Genomic DNA, 19,614 nt, shown 5'->3' with positions numbered 1-19,614 from the left:
AATAGGTTCTGATGGGGCAATATCTGCGACATCGGCACCTATTGTGCTGTTCGTAATGCCGAGTGCGATGGGAGGTTTTAAATGTGAACGTAATTTTTATGGGGCCTCCTGGTGCAGGCAAAGGTACGCAAGCTGAAAAAATCGTAAACGAATTTCAAATTCCTCATATTTCAACTGGAGATGCTTTTCGCTTGGCGATGAGCCAAGGAACACCACTTGGTGTTGAAGCAAAAGGTTATGTGGATAAGGGACTTCTAGTTCCTGATGAAATCACGAACGGTATTGTGAGAGAGCGTCTTGCCCAACCGGATTGCGATAAAGGGTTTTTGCTTGACGGGTTCCCTAGAACTGTTGCTCAAGCAGATGCGTTGTCTGAAATCGTCGATTCATTAGGTAAGAAGATTGAAGTTGTTATCAATCTTTCCGTTGATCGCAGTTTCTTGCTTGCAAGACTAACTGGCCGAAGAATTTGTAAATCCTGTGGTTCTACGTATCATGTAATCTTCAACCCACCAAAGCAAGAAGGCGTATGCGATAAATGTTCGGGTGAGTTGTACCAACGATCTGATGATACGGAAGAGAAAGTCGGAACTCGTTTAGATGAATACATCAATAAAACGGCTCCGCTGCTGGATTACTACCAAAAGAGGGAATTATTGCGTGAGGTTAACGGGGAACAAGACATTCATGCGGTAACCGAACAAATTAGCTCACTGCTACGAGGTCTAGCGTAATGATCATTTGTAAGTCCGAGGTTGAACTAGACCTAATGCGAGAAGCTGGTCGTATCGTAGCCGAAACGCACCGCTTATTGGCAAGGGCGATTCGTCCGAACATTACAACGAAAGAACTTGATCAGATCGCAGAGGAATTCATTCGCAGTCAGGGAGCGATTCCATCTTTTAAAGGCTACAACGGTTTTCCTGGAAGCATTTGTGCTTCAGTCAACGAAGAATTAGTTCATGGTATTCCTGGTCCAAGAAAGCTGACTGAGGGCGATATTATCAGTATAGATATTGGTGCTCAGTATAAAGGTTATCATGGAGATTCTGCTTGGACGTATCCTGTCGGTGAAATTTCTGAAACAGCTCAACGTTTGTTAGCTGTAACAGAACAATCACTTTATCGAGGCATAGCAGAAGCTAAACCGGATGCTAGACTCTACACGTTGTCGCATGCAATCCAAACTTGTATTGAAGACGCAGGCTTCTCCGTGGTTATAGAGTATGTCGGTCACGGTATCGGAACGGATCTTCACGAAGAACCACAAATTCCGAATTATGGTGTTCCTGACAAAGGTCCTCGTCTCAAACCAGGCATGGTCCTAGCCATTGAACCGATGGTGGTCGTTGGCGAAAGATTTGTCCAAACACTCGAAGACGATTGGACTGTAGTCACTGCGGATCGTACCCTATGCGCTCATTTTGAACATACGATTGCAATTACGGCAGCCGGTTATGAAATATTAACTTTGCCTAGATCGTAGGTGATGATGAATGGATAGCAAGATTCCGAAGGTGGGTCAAATCGTAAAGGTGCTTCGCGGTCGAGATCCCGGAGAATATGCGGTCGTGATTGGAATTGTCGATCATCGCTTTGTCTGGCTTGCCGACGGTGATCATCGCAAATTCGATCAACCGAAGAAGAAGAACCTGAATCATCTTCAGTTACAAGAAACGATTAGCAGTGAAGTGGAGTCCAGCATTAGGGAAACAGGTCGTGTTACTAATGGAAAGTTGCGCTTCGCAATTGCCAAATTCGTTGAACTTATGCAAGATGAAGCACAAGAGAAAGGAGAATGACTGTGGCCAAAGAAGATGTAATTGAAGTAGAAGGTACAGTGATTGAACCTCTTCCGAATGCAATGTTTAAGGTTGAATTGGAAAATGGTCATAAAATCCTAGCCCATGTATCCGGTAAGATCAGAATGCATTTTATCCGCATTTTGCCTGGAGATAAGGTTACCGTAGAATTATCGCCTTATGATTTAACGAGAGGCCGTATAACCTACCGTTTTAAATAAATGTTCGGCTTACATGTAAGTTACTCTCTCAAGGCGTATGCTTACGAAGCAAGTTTTCTATTAGAAAACGCAACATGGTTGCTTACGATGATAAGGAGGGCTTAAAAATGAAAGTTAGACCGTCGGTTAAACCGATTTGCGAGAAATGCAAAGTTATTCGCCGTAAAGGTAATATCATGGTTATATGTGAAAATCCTAAGCACAAACAAAAACAAGGTTAAAAGGAGGTGCAATCTGTAGATGGCACGTTTAGCTGGAGTTGACTTACCTCGTGACAAACGAGTTGTAATCGCGTTGACTTACATTTTCGGTATCGGCACTACAACTGCTCAGAAAATCATTGCTTCCACAGGTATCGACGCTAGTACTCGCGTTCGCGACTTGACTGAAGATGAAGTGAGCAAAATCCGTGATGTAATTGACAAAACCCTTAAAGTAGAAGGCGACCTTCGCCGCGAAATTTCCCTAAACATCAAACGTCTTATCGAAATCGGATCCTACCGTGGTCTTCGTCACCGTCGTGGTCTTCCTGTTCGTGGACAACGTACTAAAACTAATGCTCGTACACGTAAAGGTCCTCGTCGTACGGTAGCTAATAAGAAGAAATAATAAAGGGGGTTAGAGCTAATGGCAAAACCTAAAAAAGTCGTCCGTACGAAACGTCGTGACCGGAAAAATATTGAGAGCGGTGTAGCACACATCCGTTCAACATTTAACAACACGATCGTAACGATCACGGATCCGCATGGTAACGCAATTTCCTGGGCAAGTTCAGGAAACCTTGGATTCAAAGGTTCCCGTAAAAGTACTCCTTTTGCGGCGCAAATGGCAGCTGAAAAAGCAGCTAAAGCAGCTATGGAGCATGGTTTGAAAACTGTTGAAGTAATGGTTAAAGGTCCAGGAGCTGGCCGTGAAGCAGCAATCCGCTCTTTGCAAGCAGCAGGTCTTGAAGTAAACCTGATTAAAGACGTGACTCCGGTTCCTCATAATGGCTGCCGTCCTCCAAAACGTCGTCGCGTATAATTCAGGATCACTTTGTAGTATAATTATTCCAAAATCGTGAATAATGATTTGAAGGATAGGAATACTATGAAATTTTCAGGCGAAGTATCCAGAGGGAAACGACGTATTGAATGGAGGGTACATTTCATGATCGAAATCGAAAAGCCAAAAATAGAAACCGTAGCATTAAGTGAAGATGGCGCTTATGGTAGATTTATCATCGAGCCGTTGGAGCGTGGCTATGGTACAACCTTAGGTAACTCACTACGTCGTATCTTACTGTCCTCTTTACCGGGGGCAGCAGTAACCTCTGTCCAAATCGATGGCGTTTTACATGAGTTTTCAACGATTCCTGGCGTTCTTGAGGATGTAACGGAAATTATCCTCAACTTGAAAGGTCTATCGTTGAAAATTCACTCCGATGAGGAGAAAGTGCTTGAAATTGACGCAGAAGGAGAAGGTAACATTACCGCGGCTGATATCCGTGGTGATAGCGATGTGGAGATTCTTAACCCGGATCTTCATATTGCAACCTTGTCTCCGGACGCACGTCTTCACATGAGGATTCATGCGGGCAGAGGACGCGGTTACGTCCAATCGGACAAAAATAAGCATGAAGAACAACCAATTGGTGTGATTCCAATTGATTCGATCTACACGCCTATTACCCGAGTAAACTATTCTATTGAGAATACTCGCGTCGGCCAAGTGACTAACTATGATAAGTTGACCCTCGAAGTGTGGACCGATGGAAGTATTCGACCAGAAGAAGCAGTGAGCTTGGGTGCCAAAATCTTAACTGAACATCTAAACTTGTTCGTCGGTTTGACGGATGAAGCGAAAGATGCTGAGATTATGGTAGAGAAAGAAGAAGATAAGAAAGAGAAAGTTCTGGAGATGACTATCGAGGAACTTGATCTATCTGTTCGTTCTTACAACTGTCTCAAGCGTGCAGGGATTAACACCGTACAAGAGCTGATTACCAAAACAGAAGAAGACATGATGAAAGTTCGGAACTTAGGCCGCAAATCACTTGAAGAAGTTCAAGAAAAGCTCGAAGAGCTGGGTTTGGGACTACGTACTGAGGAATAATCTTGTCAGAAGGAGGTTAATTCAATGAACTACAGAAAGTTGAACCGCGATTCCAGTAATCGTAAAGCATTATTCCGTGATCTGGTTACAGATCTGTTCATACATGAACGCATCCAAACTACAGAAGCAAAAGCAAAAGAAATTCGTTCCATCGCTGAGAAGTTAATCACTCTTGCGAAGCGCGGAGATCTTCACGCACGCCGTCAGGTTGCTGCTTTTGTTCGTAGAGAAGCTGCTGATGAGAATCAAGATGCGATTCAAAAACTGTTCTCTGATTTGGCTACTCGTTACTCCGAGCGTCCAGGTGGATACACACGTATCCTTAAACTGGGACCACGCCGCGGTGACGCAGCACCAATGGTTTACCTAGAACTAGTAGATCGCGCATAATGACGGATGGGAAAGGGTGGACGGAATCGCTAGATTCTGGTGAAGCCCTTTTTTTGCAGTCTTAGTACGTTCTCTAGAAGTGAATTTAGCTAAGGCTAATCACTTAGATAGGAAGGATGACTCATGGAGGAACAAGCCTTGAGAAATCTACGCTTTACCATAAGTTATGATGGGACTGCTTATTCAGGTTTTCAGATTCAGCCTAAAGCAGACACGATTCAATACCGTTTAGAACAGGCTGTTTTCATGTTGACTGGTGAGAGGGTGAAAGTCATCTCATCCGGGCGTACAGATGCCGGTGTACATGCGAAAGCACAAGTTATTAATTTCATCACGAATTCGAAGATTCCAGTGGAGCGTTGGTGTTTAGCTCTCAATGCTAGACTCCCCAGAGATATCGTCGCACATACCGCGGAAGAAGTCCTTCCTTCCTTTCATTCTCGCAAAGCCGCGAAACGCAAAACATATTGCTTTTCAATTCGCTCGGCGCGCTTCCCTGATGTCTTTCACCGCAACTATGAATACCATCATCCTACGCATTTGAATGTGGAAGCCATGAGAGAGGCGCTCCCTTGCTTGCTAGGTGAGCATGATTTTACTTCGTTTTGTACGGTGAGAACAGATAAGGAAGTAAAGGTGAGAACCCTCTACGAGGTACGTCTGGAGACGGAAACTGACGAGTTATCTACGACGGGGAAGATCGCCCGAATACGGTTAATCGTAACAGGTAATGGTTTCCTTTATAACATGGTTAGGATCATCGCAGGAACGTTGATTCAGATTGGAGAAGGTAAGAGACCAAGCAGCGATATGCAGCGAATTCTTGAAGCTAGAGACCGGTCTCAAGCAGGTCCTACGGCCGAAGCTATGGGTTTAACGTTATGGAGAGTCGACTATTAAAAAGCTTAAAACTTTACTTGCTTCTTATGGATGTTTCGTGTAAAATATAACTTGGCGTTTCGTGATCGGCTATCCCACAGCCCCTGATCACAAATGGCCGTCAACCATCCATCATTTATGTAAATTAACAATAATAATTATGTATTGAGATATATTTTTAGGAGGATTAAGCATGCGCACCACATATATGGCTAAGCCAAATGAAGTTGAGCGTAAATGGTACATTGTTGACGCTGCAGGCCAAACACTTGGCCGTCTTGCAAGTGAAGTTGCTAGCATTATCCGCGGTAAGCACAAACCGGAGTTCACTCCACACGTAGATACTGGCGATTTCGTTGTTGTTATCAATGCTTCCCAAATTAAGCTAACAGGTAAGAAAATGCAAAACAAAATGTACTACCGTCACTCTTTATACCAAGGTGGTTTAAAAGTGACTTCTGCTCAGGATCTGTTGAACAGCAAACCTGATCGCATGATCGAGTTTGCCGTACACGGTATGCTTCCTAAGAACCGTCTTGGCGATAGCTTGAAAACTAAGCTTAAAGTCTACGGTGGAGCAGAGCACCCGCACCAAGCACAACTACCAGAAGTCTGGAATCTTCGCGGTTAATATAAGGAGGAACGTTTCGTGGCACAAGTTCAATATTATGGAACGGGTCGTCGTAAACACTCGGTAGCGCGTGTGCGCTTAGTACCGGGTGAAGGACGCATCATTATCAATAAACGTGATCTAGATGAGTATTTCGGTCTAGAAACGTTGAAACTGATCGTTAAACAACCATTGACATTAACTGAGACTGTCGGTAAATACGATGTTCTAGTTCTTGCAAATGGTGGTGGAATCAGCGGACAAGCTGGAGCAATTCGTCACGGTATTTCCCGTGCATTGCTGAAAGCAGATCCGGAATACCGTGGATCCTTGAAAAAAGCAGGATTCTTAACACGTGATTCCCGTATGAAAGAGCGTAAAAAATATGGATTGAAAGCCGCTCGTCGCGCTCCTCAATTCTCCAAACGTTAAGATTACGCGCCTTTGGCGCTCAAGAGAAACCTTTCCCGCATTTTGCAGGAAAGGTTTTTTCTTTTTTGCACAAAAGAGAGGGCTGGATCAACCGACAATATGGATTTTAACAAAGTTAATACCAAAATGACAAAAAGTATTTGACACAAAGGAGAACTCAGCTATAATTAAATATAAATCATACAATAACAGTCGGGATTATAAACTTTAGGAGGTATTTAATATGAATCTCTTTGAAAAAGAAGCTTTTGTAACGAAAGCCGCTGAAGAATTCGAAAATCAATCACCGGAAGCGGTATTGAAACTTGCCGTTGACACGTTCCCTAGCTTAACGCTTGCTTGCAGTTTTGGTGCAGAAGATGTTGTGCTTGTTGATATGCTGCAAAAAATCAATCCGAATGTAGATATTTTTTACTTAGATACAAATGTTCATTTCGCTGAAACCTATGAAACAAGAGATCGCTTAGAACAGCATTATGGTACTAAATTCGTTCAGGTATTGCCAAAGCTTACGCTTGATGAACAAGCTGAGAAATTTGGAGATGAGCTTTGGAAAAGTGATGCTAACCAATGCTGTAACATTCGTAAAGTAGATCCGTTATCGGATATCCTTAAAAATTATGATGCCTGGATCACAGGAATTCGCCGCGACCAAGCACCTACTCGTGCAAATGCTAAAAAAGTGGAGTACGACGTGAAATTTGGTTTAATCAAATTTAATCCTCTTGCTAGTTGGACTTCAGAGGATGTATGGAATTACATTCGTGAGAATAATATTATCTATAATCCCTTACATGATCGCAATTACCCAAGTATCGGTTGCACACATTGCACTCGTCCTGTAGCTGAAGGTGAGGACCCACGTGCAGGTCGTTGGGCTAGTATCGAAAAAACAGAATGCGGACTTCATAAATAATCATAGGTATAGAACTCACGGAGGTGGTACCTAATGACGACGATTAAGCCCCATGGCGGCGAATTGGTTAATCGCTTGGTTCCAGCAGATCTAAGAGAAGAGCTCCTCAAACGCGCGGCTGAATTAAAAAAAATTCGTGTAAATGCTTGGACGATTTCGGACCTAGATCTTATCGCTGTGGGTGCATTTTCCCCGTTAGTTGGTTTTTTGGATGAGAAAAACTATACCTCTGTAGTGGAAAATATGCGTCTTGCTGATGGTACCGTTTGGAGTATACCTGTTACATTATCGATCGACCCAGAAGTTGCTGGTTCCATTTCAATCGGTGAACAAGTTGTGCTTATTGGTGAAGAAGATGAAGTGATCTATGCTATATTAGATACGACTAGCATTTACAAAGTTGATCAACAAAATGAAGCGATTAAGGTATTTAAGACAGATGATATGGCTCACCCTGGCGTGGATAAACTGTTCTCACGTTCTTCTACGAATATCGGAGGACCTATTCAACTGTTTAACCGACCAAAACCTAAGAAGTTTGAAGAGTTTTACTTTGACCCATTTGAAACACGTCGCATTTTTGCGGAAAATGGGTGGAAAACTGTCGTCGGTTTTCAAACGCGTAATCCGGTTCACCGAGCTCACGAATACATTCAAAAGTCGGCCATGGAAATCGTGGATGCTCTTTTCCTTAATCCGCTTGTTGGTGAGACTAAATCCGATGATATCTCTGCAAATGTACGTATGAAAAGTTATTTGGTATTACTTGAGAACTACTATCCGAAGGATCGGACTTTCTTGGGTGTATATCCGGCTGCTATGCGTTATGCAGGTCCACGAGAGGCGATTTTGCACGCGATTGTGCGTAGGAACTATGGTTGTACGCATTTTATCGTAGGACGCGATCACGCGGGTGTTGGCGATTACTACGGCACGTATGAAGCTCAAGAGATCTTCAGTAATTTTACTGCAGAAGAGATTGGGATTACACCGCTATTCTTTGAGCATAGCTTCTTCTGTACCAAATGTGGCAATATGGCTTCTAGTAAAACTTGTCCTCATGATAAGTCCCACCATATGCATCTATCTGGCACAAAGGTTCGGGGATTGCTTAGAGACGGTCAATGCCCGCCTAAAGAGTTCACACGTCCTGAGGTTGCACAGGTTCTTATTGAAGGTCTAAGAGACCCCGAATATCAAGTTTAAGTAAGGTATATTTGTCCACCCTGTCCCATATAGATGTTACAGAGTCTATGGGGAACAGAGGTGGATTTTTTATGCGCAAAAGTAAGAAGAGGCTGGTCGTCTGGCTGACTTTTCACAGTAGTCTTAAGCTTGTTCTTTCGACCTTGCTGGTCGCACTTGTTGTTTTCATCTATGTCTATGAGCTGCCTGCAACGAAGACGTGGTCGGAATGGACTTTACCTTTGTCAGGTAAAACAATTGCTCTAGATGCTGGTCATGGTGGACCTGATGGTGGAGCTTCCAGTAAGGAAGGGGTTGTTGAGAAAGATATCAACTTAGCGATCACACTTCATCTTCGCGATTATTTGCAGCAGGCGGGTGCGATAGTCGTTATGACAAGGGAAACGGATACTGATTTAGCTGAAGCTGGTACGAAGGGATATAGTAAAAGAAAGACGCAAGATCTCCACAAACGCGCTGATCTCATCAATGAGAATAATGCTGATCTGTTTCTTAGTGTTCATTTAAACAGCATACCTTCTCAAAAATGGAGAGGCGCACAAACGTTCTATTACCCGAATAACCCGAATAACCCTAATTTAGCAGCACTCATTCAGTTGGAATTAAGGAAGAACCTAGAGAATACCGATCGTGTTGCCAAAATGGCGGACAAGACCGTTTACTTATTAAAAACGCTGAAAATTCCGAGTGCTCTTGTAGAAGTAGGTTTCCTTTCAAATCCAGAAGAAGCAAGATTGCTTGCAAGTGAGAAATATCAGAAGATGGTGGCAGCATCTGTCTATCAGGGGATCTTAAGATATTATGCTGGGGAAAAAGTGGGTTCTTAATCAAAATGTGTTATAATTAAGGCCACAATTACAATGTCCGAATAAAGGTGTGGTGTGGCTATGATAAATAAAGATCAACTATTAGAAGCGTTACAACCTCTTATGGAACCTCAATACAATAAAAGCGTTGTTGAACTTAATTTAGTTAGAGATGTTATGTTTAAAGACGATAACGTATCTCTAAGTTTAATTGTCACAACCGAAGATGAGGCCTTTAAAGAAAAAGCGAAGGTTTATATTCAGCAAACTTTAGAAAAATTGGGTGTAGCACAAGTACATATTCGTTTTAGACTCATGACAGATTATGAGCGTAATCAGATTAAAGATACGGTTCAATCGTCTGCAGAGAAGAAAACTCAACCCGTTCAACCACCGATTGAACAACCCATCTTGGGAGAAGCGTCAACAGTTGAGTTCATAGCCGTTGCAAGTGGCAAAGGTGGTGTGGGTAAATCAACCGTAACTGTTAATTTAGCCGTTGCTTTAGCCCGCCAGGGGAAAAAAGTAGGAATTATCGATGCTGATATATACGGTTTCAGTATCCCTGATATGATGGGCATAGAAGAACAGCCGAAACTTGTCGATAATGTCATTTTGCCAGTTGAGAAATTTGGTGTAAAAGTAATCTCAATGGGCTTCTTTGTTCAAGATAATGCGCCTGTTGTCTGGCGTGGTCCTATGCTAGGTAAAATGCTTCGCAATTTCTTCAATGAAGTCAATTGGGGAGATGTTGAATACATCCTTCTGGATCTTCCTCCGGGAACGGGAGATGTAGCACTTGATGTGCATCAGCTCATCCCGCAAAGCAAAGAAGTGATTGTGACAACTCCACACGCTACAGCAGCTTTTGTAGCCGCTAGAGCAGGAGCTATGGCCATTCAAACAAACCATGAAATTCTGGGTATTGTGGAGAATATGTCGTATTATGAATGCAAAGATGGCAGCATAGATTACGTCTTCGGTAAGGGTGGTGGAGCTAGGCTGGCTGATGATTTACATAGTGAATTATTAGCTCAGATTCCACTTGGAGCACCTGACAATCATGTCTCGGAAATCGACTATTCACCTTCTGTCTACAAATCAGACTCTAAAACTGGACAAATCTATCTAGAGATGGCTGCGAAAATCATTACCAAATTGGAAAAATAATAGAAAGGGCATACGGATATAATCCGTATGCCCTTTTACTTTCATATTTATGAATCTGAAGAGCTGGAGTCATCCTTTTTCTTTTCGCCATCTTGCTTCTGAGAGTCTCCAGAATCACTTTTCTCATCTTTCTTTTTGTCTTTGTCTTTGTCTCCTCCACTATCACCACCGCCGCTATCTCCCTTGCCACTACTGTCCTCTTTCTTTTGAGCGCTCTTAGCTGTAGGCATCTGATCAGGCTTGCTTTGTTGCGCAATGGCTGCCTTAAGAAGATCGACCATATGTGCGCGGAACAATGGACTCTGAATGGATTCTTCCATAACCGTCATCATTTGCTGGCGATAGGCGGCAGTTTTCATGACATCTAACATCATCTTTTCATATTCTGGGTTTTTCATAACATCAACGAGTGATTTTTGATATTCTGGGTCCTTTAAAAGCTCTTTGAACATCTGTTTGGTTTCTTTTTGGATAGCCTTAGCAAAATCTCCGGCAAATTTAGGGTCTTTCATCATATCAGTGAGGAACATATTATTTTCTTTTGCTGTGAGTACATCCTTTACTGCCATCTGCAGCTGCAAAGATTCATTTGCTGACAAAAGTTTGATTTGAGATTGTCCGGCTACACCGTTGGCGCCTACATCACCATTCATTATGCTGCGGTTTGCCGCGCTGATTGCTTTCTTCCCATCCTCTGACTTCAGAATATCAAGAATCATGGTCTTTTGTTCTTTATACGTATTAGCTTGAGATTGACCTTGACCTTGTGATGAACTATCTGATCCACACGAAGCGAGAAGTAAAGCGATAGAAATGAGTGGTAGGACTTGCAGCTTTCTGAGCTTTGTTATTGACATAAAGCATGCTCCCTTCCCTAACTTAATAGTTGTTAGTATGTGTGGTTCGGGATAGATTATAAGGGCCATTCATTGGCTTTTTATCGTAAACGTTGGTACAATTAACAATTAGAGTTGAAGTATGGAGGTAATCGATCTTGACGCTGCGGAAGTGGTTTCACTTATTTTGGACAACATTGTTATTAGGAATGATTGTATCTATAGGGATTGGGCTCATCTTACAATATTCCGACAAAGAATTTTCAGTAATGGGGTTATCGGCAGTAGGCTTTAATGTAATAAATATGCTGCTTGGTGGTGCGACGATAAGCGTTCTGAGTCAAATGGGCTTTTTTGCTTATCTCATTGTTAGGTTCATTGCTGCAGGTATCATTCGCTCCAAAACAGTATGGGATCTTTTGCAATTAGCTATTGTCATTGTTGTCTTGTTTGACCTCGTATATCTGAGAATGACTAATTTTGAAGGCACCGGATCCGTACTAAGTTATTCTGTTTTACCTGCTATCATATTGGTTATTTCTATGGCAGTTGCTTATTGGAAGGTGAAAATGACGAATCAGAATGCTTTCATCCCGACACTGTTCTTTATGTGCGCTGTATCGGTTCTTGAAGCTGTACCTGCACTAAAGCTAGATAACGCAGCATCAAGTCTATTTATGTTGGCTCCGTTGCTTGTTTGTAATGCATGGCAAATTTTGATTCTACATAAAATATTGGATAACAAAAAGAGCTAATATCATTAGCTCTTTTTTGAATCTTGAGCATAGCTCATTAATGGATTTGTTTCATTGCCTGGTCTTCAACCGGTTTCGTCTCTACCTGGGTTTGTTTGATCAGCTCACTCACCGTCACGAATTCGTATCCTTTAGCTCTTAATTGCTCAATGATAACGGGGAGGGCCTCATGTGTTTGTTGAGACGAATCGCTGGCGTGAAGTAACACGATATCTCCTGGGTGCGCTTTGGATACTACACGGTTAATGATTGTATCAACACCTTTATTTAACCAGTCTTGAGAGTCAGTATCCCATTGAATAACCGAATAACCCAAATCATCCGCAATACGAAGCACTCGTTTGTCGAAGTCACCATTTGGAAGGCGGATTAGGTTCGGTTCTTTTCCGATCAATTCCGTTAAAATACCATGTGCCGTAGTAATTTGTTTGCGTATTTCTTCATCACTTAGCGTACTATAATTATCGTGTTTGTTGCCATGGCTTCCAATTTCGAAACCGTCCTTCTTAATATGCTCCACAATCTCAGGGTGGCTTTTGCTCCACGGAGAGGATAGGAAGAAGGTTGCATTCTTTACACCTTTTTCCTTAAGAATTTTCAAAATAGGTTCTGCACGCTTCTCACCCCATGAGATATCAAAAGTCAGGGCAATGACCTTTCTCTCAGTCTGCACGCTATAAATAGCGGAGGGCTCTGCATTGGAAAAGACGGATACATTACTTTGTTCCGAATAAACAATAGCGGCAGCGAAGACGATGGCAAGGGCGATGAAAACATATTGTTTAAACTTACGAGCATTTACAACGAAAAAGTAGTTCATGAATAGCTTGTACCTCCTCTAAGCCTTACATACGGGCAAGGCTTGTATACTCATTTGTAAATAATGTATGCTCGTACACAGTACTTATGCTTCCGAAATAGGAGGGAACCAAAATGAAATTCCGACCACTGTTCCAACATTTTAAAGAAATGAAACATTACTTTATCGTTGTCGTTTTAGTATTTGGATTTAGTTTATATTTAGGTTGGGCGAATTCAGCGCAGTTTTCGAATTTCTTAGAAGGGCAGATGCAAGGGCTTAAAACTTTAAGTCAATCGCTTAGCAATAAGGATAATCCCCAACTATGGTTTTTTATTTTCATCTTTCTAAATAATGCGATTAAGTCTGTGGTGATTATCTTTCTCGGTCTATTACTAGGCGTTCTGCCACTCTTTATGTTGATTGCTAATGGGATGATACTCGGATATGTACTCTCCCTACAAACGCATGAAAGCACATTATCCGTTGTTCTGAAGGGGATTCTTCCACATGGTATTATAGAGATTCCGGTCATATTGATTGCCTGTGCATACGGGCTTAAATTAGGTTTATTAGTCTGGAAATCCGGAGCACAGATCTTTGTGCCTGATAAAGACAAAACAGCTCGTGCGGAGCTGGTTAAAATACTTCATCTAACAAAGCCATTAATTGTATCCATTGTGATACTTTTACTCGTAGCGGCAATTATTGAAAGTACACTTACATACTGGTTGGTGCATCTGTAAAATATTTTCAGAACTTCTGTCATAAAAATGGCAAAATCTGAGCATAACAGTAAAACGGTAAGGAGAGCGGACCGAATAAGGGTCGGCTCTTCTTTCAATCAAACTGTAAGTGCCATAAATCTCTACAGTCGAGAGGGGTTTGGATGGATGTATGCTCGGATTTTTGTTCAATGATCGGGAATGCAGAGAGTTGGATTATGTACTTCGCAAAGAATTAGATGAAATGTTGTTCGATCTCAATGACAAAAGAATTGATCAAGAGATTAAAGGGGCCATAGAATCCAGATATAAAGTGATCTTCCGGATGTATGCTCGCATAGCGACTCCAAAGGAAATATCAAAGTATGCAAGAAATCGTAACTATCAAGCTCAAAAAAAATAGAGGGTAAGTGCTTGACTTACCCTCTCATCCTATGGTATTTTATAACTCGCCCCTTCGAATAGAAGGACAGCAAGTTAATTAAAGAAGATGACTTTCGTAATTCTTTGAAAAAAATACTTGCAATCCTCTAGGTCAATGTGGTATATTAAAAAAGTCGCCGCTAAACGGATGATGAAGAAATAAAAAGAAAATTGATCTTTGAAAACTGAACAACGAGTGAGTAAGTACGAACGAGAAATCGTTCAAAATAGAGATTGCAAAATCTCGCTAGCAACGCAAATGAGCAATTAAGCTTTCGGATATACGGACAAGCAATTGTCCACTATTATGGAGAGTTTGATCCTGGCTCAGGACGAACGCTGGCGGCGTGCCTAATACATGCAAGTCGAGCGGATTTATCCTTCGGGATAAGTTAGCGGCGGACGGGTGAGTAACACGTAGGTAACCTGCCTATAAGATCGGGATAACTATCGGAAACGATAGCTAAGACCGGATAACTGGTTTTCTCGCATGAGAGAATTATGAAACACGGAGCAATCTGTGGCTTATAGATGGGCCTGCGGCGCATTAGCTAGTTGGTGAGGTAACGGCTCACCAAGGCGACGATGCGTAGCCGACCTGAGAGGGTGAACGGCCACACTGGGACTGAGACACGGCCCAGACTCCTACGGGAGGCAGCAGTAGGGAATCTTCCGCAATGGACGCAAGTCTGACGGAGCAACGCCGCGTGAGTGATGAAGGTTTTCGGATCGTAAAGCTCTGTTGCCCTAGACGAACAGCAAGGCGAGTAACTGCGCTTTGTGTGACGGTATAGGAGAAGAAAGCCCCGGCTAACTACGTGCCAGCAGCCGCGGTAATACGTAGGGGGCAAGCGTTGTCCGGAATTATTGGGCGTAAAGCGCGCGCAGGCGGTCAATTAAGTTGGGTGTTTAAGCCCGGGGCTCAACCCCGGTTCGCATCCAAAACTGGTTGACTTGAGTGTAGGAGAGGAAAGTGGAATTCCACGTGTAGCGGTGAAATGCGTAGAGATGTGGAGGAACACCAGTGGCGAAGGCGACTTTCTGGCCTATAACTGACGCTGAGGCGCGAAAGCGTGGGGAGCAAACAGGATTAGATACCCTGGTAGTCCACGCCGTAAACGATGCATACTAGGTGTTGGGGATTCGATTCCTCGGTGCCGAAGTTAACACAGTAAGTATGCCGCCTGGGGAGTACGCTCGCAAGAGTGAAACTCAAAGGAATTGACGGGGACCCGCACAAGCAGTGGAGTATGTGGTTTAATTCGAAGCAACGCGAAGAACCTTACCAGGTCTTGACATCCCTCTGAATACGGTAGAGATATCGTAGGCCTTCGGGACAGAGGAGACAGGTGGTGCATGGTTGTCGTCAGCTCGTGTCGTGAGATGTTGGGTTAAGTCCCGCAACGAGCGCAACCCTTGATCTTAGTTGCCAGCACTTTGGGTGGGCACTCTAAGATGACTGCCGGTGACAAACCGGAGGAAGGTGGGGATGACGTCAAATCATCATGCCCCTTATGACCTGGGCTACACACGTACTACAATGGTCGGTACAACGGGAAGCGAAGCCGCGAGGTGGAGCCAATCCTTATAAGCCGATCTCAGTTCGGATTGCAGGCTGCAACTCGCCTGCATGAAGTCGGAATTGCTAGTAATCGCGGATCAGCATGCCGCGGTGAATACGTTCCCGGGTCTTGTACACACCGCCCGTCACACCACGAGAGTTTACAACACCCGAAGTCGGTGGGGTAACCCGCAAGGGAGCCAGCCGCCGAAGGTGGGGTAGATGATTGGGGTGAAGTCGTAACAAGGTAGCCGTATCGGAAGGTGCGGCTGGATCACCTCCTTTCTATGGAGACTCGGGTCTGATAGACCCAGTCAAGTGCGAAAGCACAAATCGCTTACTCACTCGTGTTCAGTTTTGAAAGAGCAAGCCTCTTTCTGCAGGATGGTTAACACCATGTTGCACTCGTTTGGTGATGATGGCGGAGGGGGCCCACGCGTTCCCATCTCGAACACGACCGTTAAGCCCTCCAGCGTCGATGGTACTTGAACCGCAGGGTTCTGGGAGAGTAGAACGTTGCCAAGCGAGCCCACGTCAAGCTTTCGAAGAAAGCTTTCTTCGAAAGCTTGTAGGTGGGTTTTTATTTTGGGAAGTTTCTCATTAAGGGCCCTTAGCTCAGCTGGTTAGAGCGCACCCCTGATAAGGGTGAGGTCGGTGGTTCGAGTCCACTAGGGCCCACCATTTAACTTCATATAGAAGTTTATCCCATTATGGGGCCATAGCTCAGCTGGGAGAGCGCCTGCCTTGCAAGCAGGAGGTCAGCGGTTCGATCCCGCTTGGCTCCACCATTCATCATTTTAAGATAGAAATTTCCAAGAAATTTCGACTTGAAATGAGGCAATAAGATGTGATAAGATAACTTTCGCCGCTGAAATAGGGCAAAGAAATGCGAATCACAGATTACAGTTGTTCCTTGAAAACTAGATAACGAAATGAAACGTAAAGTAAGAACTTAGGTAGCATGATCTTCGGATCTTGCGAAATTTTCAAATGTTTTTTTCTAGGTTAAGCTAGAAAGAGCACACGGAGGATGCCTAGGCACTAGGAGCCGAAGAAGGACGTGGCGAACGACGAAATGCCTCGGGGAGCCGTAAGCAGGCTTTGATCCGGGGATGTCCGAATGGGGGAACCCAGCTGTGGTAATGCGCAGTTACTCATTACTGAATACATAGGTAATGTAGAGGCATACCCAGGGAACTGAAACATCTAAGTACCTGGAGGAAAAGAAAACAAAAGTGATTCCGTCAGTAGCGGCGAGCGAAAGCGGAATAGCCCAAACCAAGGAGCTTGCTCCTTGGGGTTGTAGGACCTCGATATGGGGTTAGTTCGGTAGGCGAAGAGATCTGGAAAGGTCCGGCATAGAAGGTAAAAGCCCTGTAGCTTAAATCGAACGAAACCCCTAGAGGTATCCTGAGTACGGCGGGTCACGTGAAACCCCGTCGGAATCCGGCAGGACCATCTGCCAAGGCTAAATACTCCCTAGTGACCGATAGTGAAGCAGTACCGTGAGGGAAAGGTGAAAAGCACCGCGGAAGCGGAGTGAAAAAGAACCTGAAACCGTGTGCTTACAAGAAGTCAGAGCCCTCTATATGGGTGATGGCGTGCCTTTTGTAGAATGAACCGGCGAGTTACGTTCCCGTGCGAGGTTAAGCTGAAAAGGCGGAGCCGCAGCGAAAGCGAGTCTGAATAGGGCGCTTGAGTACGTGGACGTAGACCCGAAACCGTGTGATCTACCCCTGTCCAGGGTGAAGGTGAGGTAACACTCACTGGAGGCCCGAACCCACGCATGTTGAAAAATGCGGGGATGAGGTGGGGGTAGCGGAGAAATTCCAATCGAACTCGGAGATAGCTGGTTCTCCCCGAAATAGCTTTAGGGCTAGCCTCGGATGTGGAGTTGTGGAGGTAAAGCACTGATTGGGTGCGGGGCCCGCCAAGGGTTACCAAGTCCAGTCAAACTCTGAATGCCACAAACTTAAATCCGGGAGTCAGACAGTGAGTGCTAAGATCCATTGTCAAAAGGGAAACAGCCCAGACCATCAGCTAAGGTCCCCAAGTGTGTGTTAAGTGGGAAAGGATGTGGAGTTGCACAGACAACCAGGATGTTGGCTTAGAAGCAGCCACCATTGAAAGAGTGCGTAATAGCTCACTGGTCGAGTGACTCTGCGCCGAAAATGTAACGGGGCTAAACACGCCACCGAAGCTATGGCTTGCACGTATGTGCATGGGTAGGGGAGCGTTGTATGTACGTTGAATTCTGACCGTAAGGACAGGTGGAGCGCATACAAGTGAGAATGCCGGTATAAGTAACGAAAAGATCAGTGAGAATCTGATCCGCCGAAAACCTAAGGGTTCCTGAGGAAGGCTCGTCCGCTCAGGGTAAGTCGGGACCTAAGGCGAGGCCGAAAGGCGTAGTCGATGGACAACAGGTGGAAATTCCTGTACCACCGTAGCCGTTATGAGCGATGGAGTGACGCAGAAGGATAGTGACGCGAGCTGATGGATGCTCGTCCAAGCAGTGAGGCTGGTTAGTAGGCAAATCCGCTAACCGTAAGGCTGGGCTGTGATGGGGAGGGAAACTTTAAGTACCGAAGGTCATGAGTTCACACTGCCAAGAAAAGCTTCTAGCCAGGCGAAGGTGCCCGTACCGCAAACCGACACAGGTGGGTGAGAAGAGAATTCTAAGGCGCGCGGAAGAACTCTCGTTAAGGAACTCGGCAAAATGACCCCGTAACTTCGGGAGAAGGGGTGCCTCGGTAGGGTGAATAGCCCGAGGGGGCCGCAGTGAAAAGGCCCAAGCGACTGTTTAGCAAAAACACAGGTCTGTGCGAAGCCGCAAGGCGAAGTATACGGGCTGACGCCTGCCCGGTGCTGGAAGGTTAAGAGGAGTGGTTAGGGGTTAAACCCGAAGCTATGAATTGAAGCCCCAGTAAACGGCGGCCGTAACTATAACGGTCCTAAGGTAGCGAAATTCCTTGTCAGGTAAATTCTGACCCGCACGAATGGCGTAACGACTTGGGCGCTGTCTCAACGAGAGATCCGGTGAAATTTTAATACCTGTGAAGATGCAGGTTACCCGCGACAAGACGGAAAGACCCCATGGAGCTTTACTGCAGCTTGATATTGGACTTTGGTACGATCTGTACAGGATAGGTGGGAGCCTTTGAAGCCTGAGCGCCAGCTTGGGTGGAGGCGCCGTTGGGATACCACCCTGATCGTATCGGAGTTCTAACCTGGTACCGTAATCCGGTATGGGGACAGTGTCAGGTGGGCAGTTTGACTGGGGCGGTCGCCTCCTAAAATGTAACGGAGGCGTTTAAAGGTTCCCTCAGAATGGTTGGAAATCATTCGCAGAGTGCAAAGGCATAAGGGAGCTTGACTGCGAGACCTACAAGTCGAGCAGGGACGAAAGTCGGACTTAGTGATCCGGTGGTACCGAATGGAAGGGCCATCGCTCAACGGATAAAAGCTACCCTGGGGATAACAGGCTTATCTCCCCCAAGAGTCCACATCGACGGGGAGGTTTGGCACCTCGATGTCGGCTCATCGCATCCTGGGGCTGAAGTAGGTCCCAAGGGTTGGGCTGTTCGCCCATTAAAGCGGTACGCGAGCTGGGTTCAGAACGTCGTGAGACAGTTCGGTCCCTATCTGTCGCGGGCGTAGGAAATTTGAGAGGAGCTGTCCTTAGTACGAGAGGACCGGGATGGACGTACCGCTGGTGTACCAGTTGTCTCGCCAGAGGCATCGCTGGGTAGCTATGTACGGAGGGGATAAGCGCTGAAAGCATCTAAGCGCGAAGCCCCCCTCAAGATGAGATTTCCCAGTATGTAAGACCCCTTGTAGACGACGAGGTTGATAGGTTCGAGGTGGAAGTGCAGCAATGCATGCAGCTGACGAATACTAATCGGTCGAGGGCTTAACCACAAACCCTAAATGTTCACTTTACGCAAGTTTCGTATCTAGTTTTCAAGGCGCAAACCACGCTTTGACTG

The 19,614-nt window shown here is 44.8% G+C and carries 21 protein-coding genes, 2 tRNA genes and 3 rRNA genes; 24 read left to right on the top strand and 2 right to left on the bottom strand.

Translation table 11 applies throughout. From position 1 onward, the window contains the following. The first annotated feature begins 83 nt into the window (after nucleotides 1-83). From NYR53_RS32175 to salA, 16 genes are all read left to right on the top strand, one after another. Nucleotides 84-734: an adenylate kinase gene (locus NYR53_RS32175; RefSeq protein ID WP_029196447.1), complete on the top strand. Its 651-nt coding sequence runs from the start codon at nucleotides 84-86 to the stop codon at nucleotides 732-734. Beyond that, nucleotides 734-1,486, top strand: coding sequence for a type I methionyl aminopeptidase (map, locus tag NYR53_RS32170; RefSeq protein ID WP_261303069.1), 753 nt, complete (start codon nucleotides 734-736; stop codon nucleotides 1,484-1,486). The genes NYR53_RS32175 and map overlap by 1 nt, the downstream gene beginning before the upstream one ends. A gap of 10 nt (nucleotides 1,487-1,496) precedes the next feature. After that, the gene (locus NYR53_RS32165) at nucleotides 1,497-1,802 is read left to right on the top strand and encodes a KOW domain-containing RNA-binding protein (protein WP_029196445.1); all 306 of its coding nucleotides are present in this window, start codon (nucleotides 1,497-1,499) and stop codon (nucleotides 1,800-1,802) included. Nucleotides 1,803-1,804: 2 nt separating this feature from the next. Next, nucleotides 1,805-2,023, top strand: coding sequence for a translation initiation factor IF-1 (gene infA / locus NYR53_RS32160; protein ID WP_009676800.1), 219 nt, complete (start codon nucleotides 1,805-1,807; stop codon nucleotides 2,021-2,023). Nucleotides 2,024-2,130: 107 nt separating this feature from the next. Further along, complete coding sequence (gene rpmJ / locus NYR53_RS32155) at nucleotides 2,131-2,244, top strand: 50S ribosomal protein L36 (RefSeq protein ID WP_029196444.1); 114 nt, start codon at nucleotides 2,131-2,133, stop codon at nucleotides 2,242-2,244. Between the two features lie 19 nt (nucleotides 2,245-2,263). Beyond that, on the top strand, nucleotides 2,264-2,632 hold the full coding sequence (rpsM, locus tag NYR53_RS32150; RefSeq protein ID WP_028557471.1) for a 30S ribosomal protein S13: 369 nt from the start codon (nucleotides 2,264-2,266) through the stop codon (nucleotides 2,630-2,632). Nucleotides 2,633-2,650: 18 nt separating this feature from the next. Next, nucleotides 2,651-3,046 (top strand): 30S ribosomal protein S11, encoded by a 396-nt coding sequence (rpsK, locus tag NYR53_RS32145; protein WP_028557470.1) that lies wholly within the window; start codon nucleotides 2,651-2,653, stop codon nucleotides 3,044-3,046. A gap of 126 nt (nucleotides 3,047-3,172) precedes the next feature. Continuing rightward, on the top strand, nucleotides 3,173-4,117 hold the full coding sequence (locus NYR53_RS32140) for a DNA-directed RNA polymerase subunit alpha (protein ID WP_029196443.1): 945 nt from the start codon (nucleotides 3,173-3,175) through the stop codon (nucleotides 4,115-4,117). Nucleotides 4,118-4,141: 24 nt separating this feature from the next. After that, the gene (rplQ, locus tag NYR53_RS32135) at nucleotides 4,142-4,507 is read left to right on the top strand and encodes a 50S ribosomal protein L17 (protein WP_029196442.1); all 366 of its coding nucleotides are present in this window, start codon (nucleotides 4,142-4,144) and stop codon (nucleotides 4,505-4,507) included. Between the two features lie 138 nt (nucleotides 4,508-4,645). Further along, on the top strand, nucleotides 4,646-5,407 hold the full coding sequence (gene truA, locus NYR53_RS32130) for a tRNA pseudouridine(38-40) synthase TruA (RefSeq protein WP_261303068.1): 762 nt from the start codon (nucleotides 4,646-4,648) through the stop codon (nucleotides 5,405-5,407). A gap of 172 nt (nucleotides 5,408-5,579) precedes the next feature. Beyond that, nucleotides 5,580-6,017, top strand: coding sequence for a 50S ribosomal protein L13 (gene rplM, locus NYR53_RS32125; RefSeq protein WP_029196440.1), 438 nt, complete (start codon nucleotides 5,580-5,582; stop codon nucleotides 6,015-6,017). A gap of 18 nt (nucleotides 6,018-6,035) precedes the next feature. After that, nucleotides 6,036-6,428: a 30S ribosomal protein S9 gene (gene rpsI / locus NYR53_RS32120; protein ID WP_029196439.1), complete on the top strand. Its 393-nt coding sequence runs from the start codon at nucleotides 6,036-6,038 to the stop codon at nucleotides 6,426-6,428. A 223-nt stretch (nucleotides 6,429-6,651) separates the two neighbouring features. Beyond that, nucleotides 6,652-7,344 carry a phosphoadenylyl-sulfate reductase gene (locus tag NYR53_RS32115; RefSeq protein ID WP_261303067.1) on the top strand — a complete coding sequence of 231 codons (693 nt, stop codon included), beginning with the start codon at nucleotides 6,652-6,654 and terminating at the stop codon, nucleotides 7,342-7,344. A 33-nt stretch (nucleotides 7,345-7,377) separates the two neighbouring features. Further along, on the top strand, nucleotides 7,378-8,550 hold the full coding sequence (gene sat, locus NYR53_RS32110) for a sulfate adenylyltransferase (protein ID WP_261303066.1): 1,173 nt from the start codon (nucleotides 7,378-7,380) through the stop codon (nucleotides 8,548-8,550). 71 nt (nucleotides 8,551-8,621) lie between these two features. Beyond that, entirely contained in the window at nucleotides 8,622-9,377 is a 756-nt protein-coding gene (cwlD, locus tag NYR53_RS32105; RefSeq protein ID WP_261303065.1) for an N-acetylmuramoyl-L-alanine amidase CwlD, read from the top strand. A 60-nt stretch (nucleotides 9,378-9,437) separates the two neighbouring features. Then, on the top strand, nucleotides 9,438-10,526 hold the full coding sequence (gene salA / locus NYR53_RS32100; RefSeq protein WP_261303064.1) for an iron-sulfur carrier protein/transcriptional regulator SalA: 1,089 nt from the start codon (nucleotides 9,438-9,440) through the stop codon (nucleotides 10,524-10,526). Between the two features lie 47 nt (nucleotides 10,527-10,573). Here the strand turns inward: salA and gerD are convergent, their stop codons facing one another. Beyond that, nucleotides 10,574-11,383 (bottom strand): spore germination lipoprotein GerD, encoded by an 810-nt coding sequence (gerD, locus tag NYR53_RS32095; RefSeq protein ID WP_261303063.1) that lies wholly within the window; start codon nucleotides 11,381-11,383, stop codon nucleotides 10,574-10,576. A gap of 137 nt (nucleotides 11,384-11,520) precedes the next feature. Here gerD and NYR53_RS32090 point away from each other — a divergent pair, with 137 nt between their 5' ends. Beyond that, the gene (locus NYR53_RS32090; RefSeq protein WP_261303062.1) at nucleotides 11,521-12,117 is read left to right on the top strand and encodes a KinB-signaling pathway activation protein; all 597 of its coding nucleotides are present in this window, start codon (nucleotides 11,521-11,523) and stop codon (nucleotides 12,115-12,117) included. Nucleotides 12,118-12,154: 37 nt separating this feature from the next. On the opposite strand, the gene pdaB is transcribed toward NYR53_RS32090, so the two are convergent. Further along, a complete protein-coding gene (gene pdaB / locus NYR53_RS32085; protein WP_261303061.1) occupies nucleotides 12,155-12,937 on the bottom strand; it encodes a polysaccharide deacetylase family sporulation protein PdaB in 783 nt (260 codons plus the stop codon). A 113-nt stretch (nucleotides 12,938-13,050) separates the two neighbouring features. Between pdaB and NYR53_RS32080 the strand changes: the two genes are divergently transcribed. The 7 genes from NYR53_RS32080 to NYR53_RS32050 all read left to right on the top strand — a co-directional run bounded on the left by NYR53_RS32080 (nucleotide 13,051) and on the right by NYR53_RS32050 (nucleotide 19,546). Continuing rightward, nucleotides 13,051-13,662, top strand: coding sequence for a stage II sporulation protein M (locus tag NYR53_RS32080; RefSeq protein WP_261303060.1), 612 nt, complete (start codon nucleotides 13,051-13,053; stop codon nucleotides 13,660-13,662). 151 nt (nucleotides 13,663-13,813) lie between these two features. Further along, a complete protein-coding gene (locus NYR53_RS32075) occupies nucleotides 13,814-14,044 on the top strand; it encodes a regulator of G-protein signaling domain-containing protein (protein WP_029196431.1) in 231 nt (76 codons plus the stop codon). A gap of 324 nt (nucleotides 14,045-14,368) precedes the next feature. After that, nucleotides 14,369-15,910, top strand: a 16S ribosomal RNA gene (locus NYR53_RS32070). 123 nt (nucleotides 15,911-16,033) lie between these two features. Continuing rightward, nucleotides 16,034-16,150, top strand: a 5S ribosomal RNA gene (gene rrf, locus NYR53_RS32065). 79 nt (nucleotides 16,151-16,229) lie between these two features. After that, a tRNA-Ile gene (locus NYR53_RS32060) sits at nucleotides 16,230-16,306 on the top strand. A gap of 31 nt (nucleotides 16,307-16,337) precedes the next feature. After that, nucleotides 16,338-16,413, top strand: a tRNA-Ala gene (locus NYR53_RS32055). Between the two features lie 215 nt (nucleotides 16,414-16,628). Further along, nucleotides 16,629-19,546, top strand: a 23S ribosomal RNA gene (locus NYR53_RS32050). The 16S, 23S and 5S rRNA genes sit together here with 2 tRNA genes alongside, the layout of an rRNA operon. The last annotated feature ends 68 nt before the right edge of the window (nucleotides 19,547-19,614 follow it).

Origin of the sequence: Paenibacillus andongensis (assembly GCF_025369935.1) — a bacterium.
In the GTDB taxonomy this organism is placed as follows: Bacteria; Bacillota; Bacilli; order Paenibacillales; family NBRC-103111; genus Paenibacillus_E; species Paenibacillus_E andongensis.
This window is presented reverse-complemented; position numbering and strand designations above follow the sequence as displayed.

Bases quoted from the DNA above. Each gene is read 5' to 3' on its own strand.
- rpmJ (WP_029196444.1), top strand. From the start codon at position 2,131: ATGAAAGTTAGACCGTCGGTTAAACCGATTTGCGAGAAATGCAAAGTT.
- gerD (WP_261303063.1), bottom strand. From the start codon at position 11,383: ATGTCAATAACAAAGCTCAGAAAGCTGCAAGTCCTACCACTCATTTCT.
- NYR53_RS32165 (WP_029196445.1), top strand. From the start codon at position 1,497: ATGGATAGCAAGATTCCGAAGGTGGGTCAAATCGTAAAGGTGCTTCGC.
- map (WP_261303069.1), top strand. From the start codon at position 734: ATGATCATTTGTAAGTCCGAGGTTGAACTAGACCTAATGCGAGAAGCT.
- rplM (WP_029196440.1), top strand. From the start codon at position 5,580: ATGCGCACCACATATATGGCTAAGCCAAATGAAGTTGAGCGTAAATGG.
- rpsK (WP_028557470.1), top strand. From the start codon at position 2,651: ATGGCAAAACCTAAAAAAGTCGTCCGTACGAAACGTCGTGACCGGAAA.
- NYR53_RS32075 (WP_029196431.1), top strand. From the start codon at position 13,814: ATGCTCGGATTTTTGTTCAATGATCGGGAATGCAGAGAGTTGGATTAT.
- NYR53_RS32080 (WP_261303060.1), top strand. From the start codon at position 13,051: ATGAAATTCCGACCACTGTTCCAACATTTTAAAGAAATGAAACATTAC.
- cwlD (WP_261303065.1), top strand. From the start codon at position 8,622: ATGCGCAAAAGTAAGAAGAGGCTGGTCGTCTGGCTGACTTTTCACAGT.
- rplQ (WP_029196442.1), top strand. From the start codon at position 4,142: ATGAACTACAGAAAGTTGAACCGCGATTCCAGTAATCGTAAAGCATTA.
- NYR53_RS32115 (WP_261303067.1), top strand. From the start codon at position 6,652: ATGAATCTCTTTGAAAAAGAAGCTTTTGTAACGAAAGCCGCTGAAGAA.
- salA (WP_261303064.1), top strand. From the start codon at position 9,438: ATGATAAATAAAGATCAACTATTAGAAGCGTTACAACCTCTTATGGAA.
- NYR53_RS32140 (WP_029196443.1), top strand. From the start codon at position 3,173: ATGATCGAAATCGAAAAGCCAAAAATAGAAACCGTAGCATTAAGTGAA.
- rpsM (WP_028557471.1), top strand. From the start codon at position 2,264: ATGGCACGTTTAGCTGGAGTTGACTTACCTCGTGACAAACGAGTTGTA.
- pdaB (WP_261303061.1), bottom strand. From the start codon at position 12,937: ATGAACTACTTTTTCGTTGTAAATGCTCGTAAGTTTAAACAATATGTT.
- sat (WP_261303066.1), top strand. From the start codon at position 7,378: ATGACGACGATTAAGCCCCATGGCGGCGAATTGGTTAATCGCTTGGTT.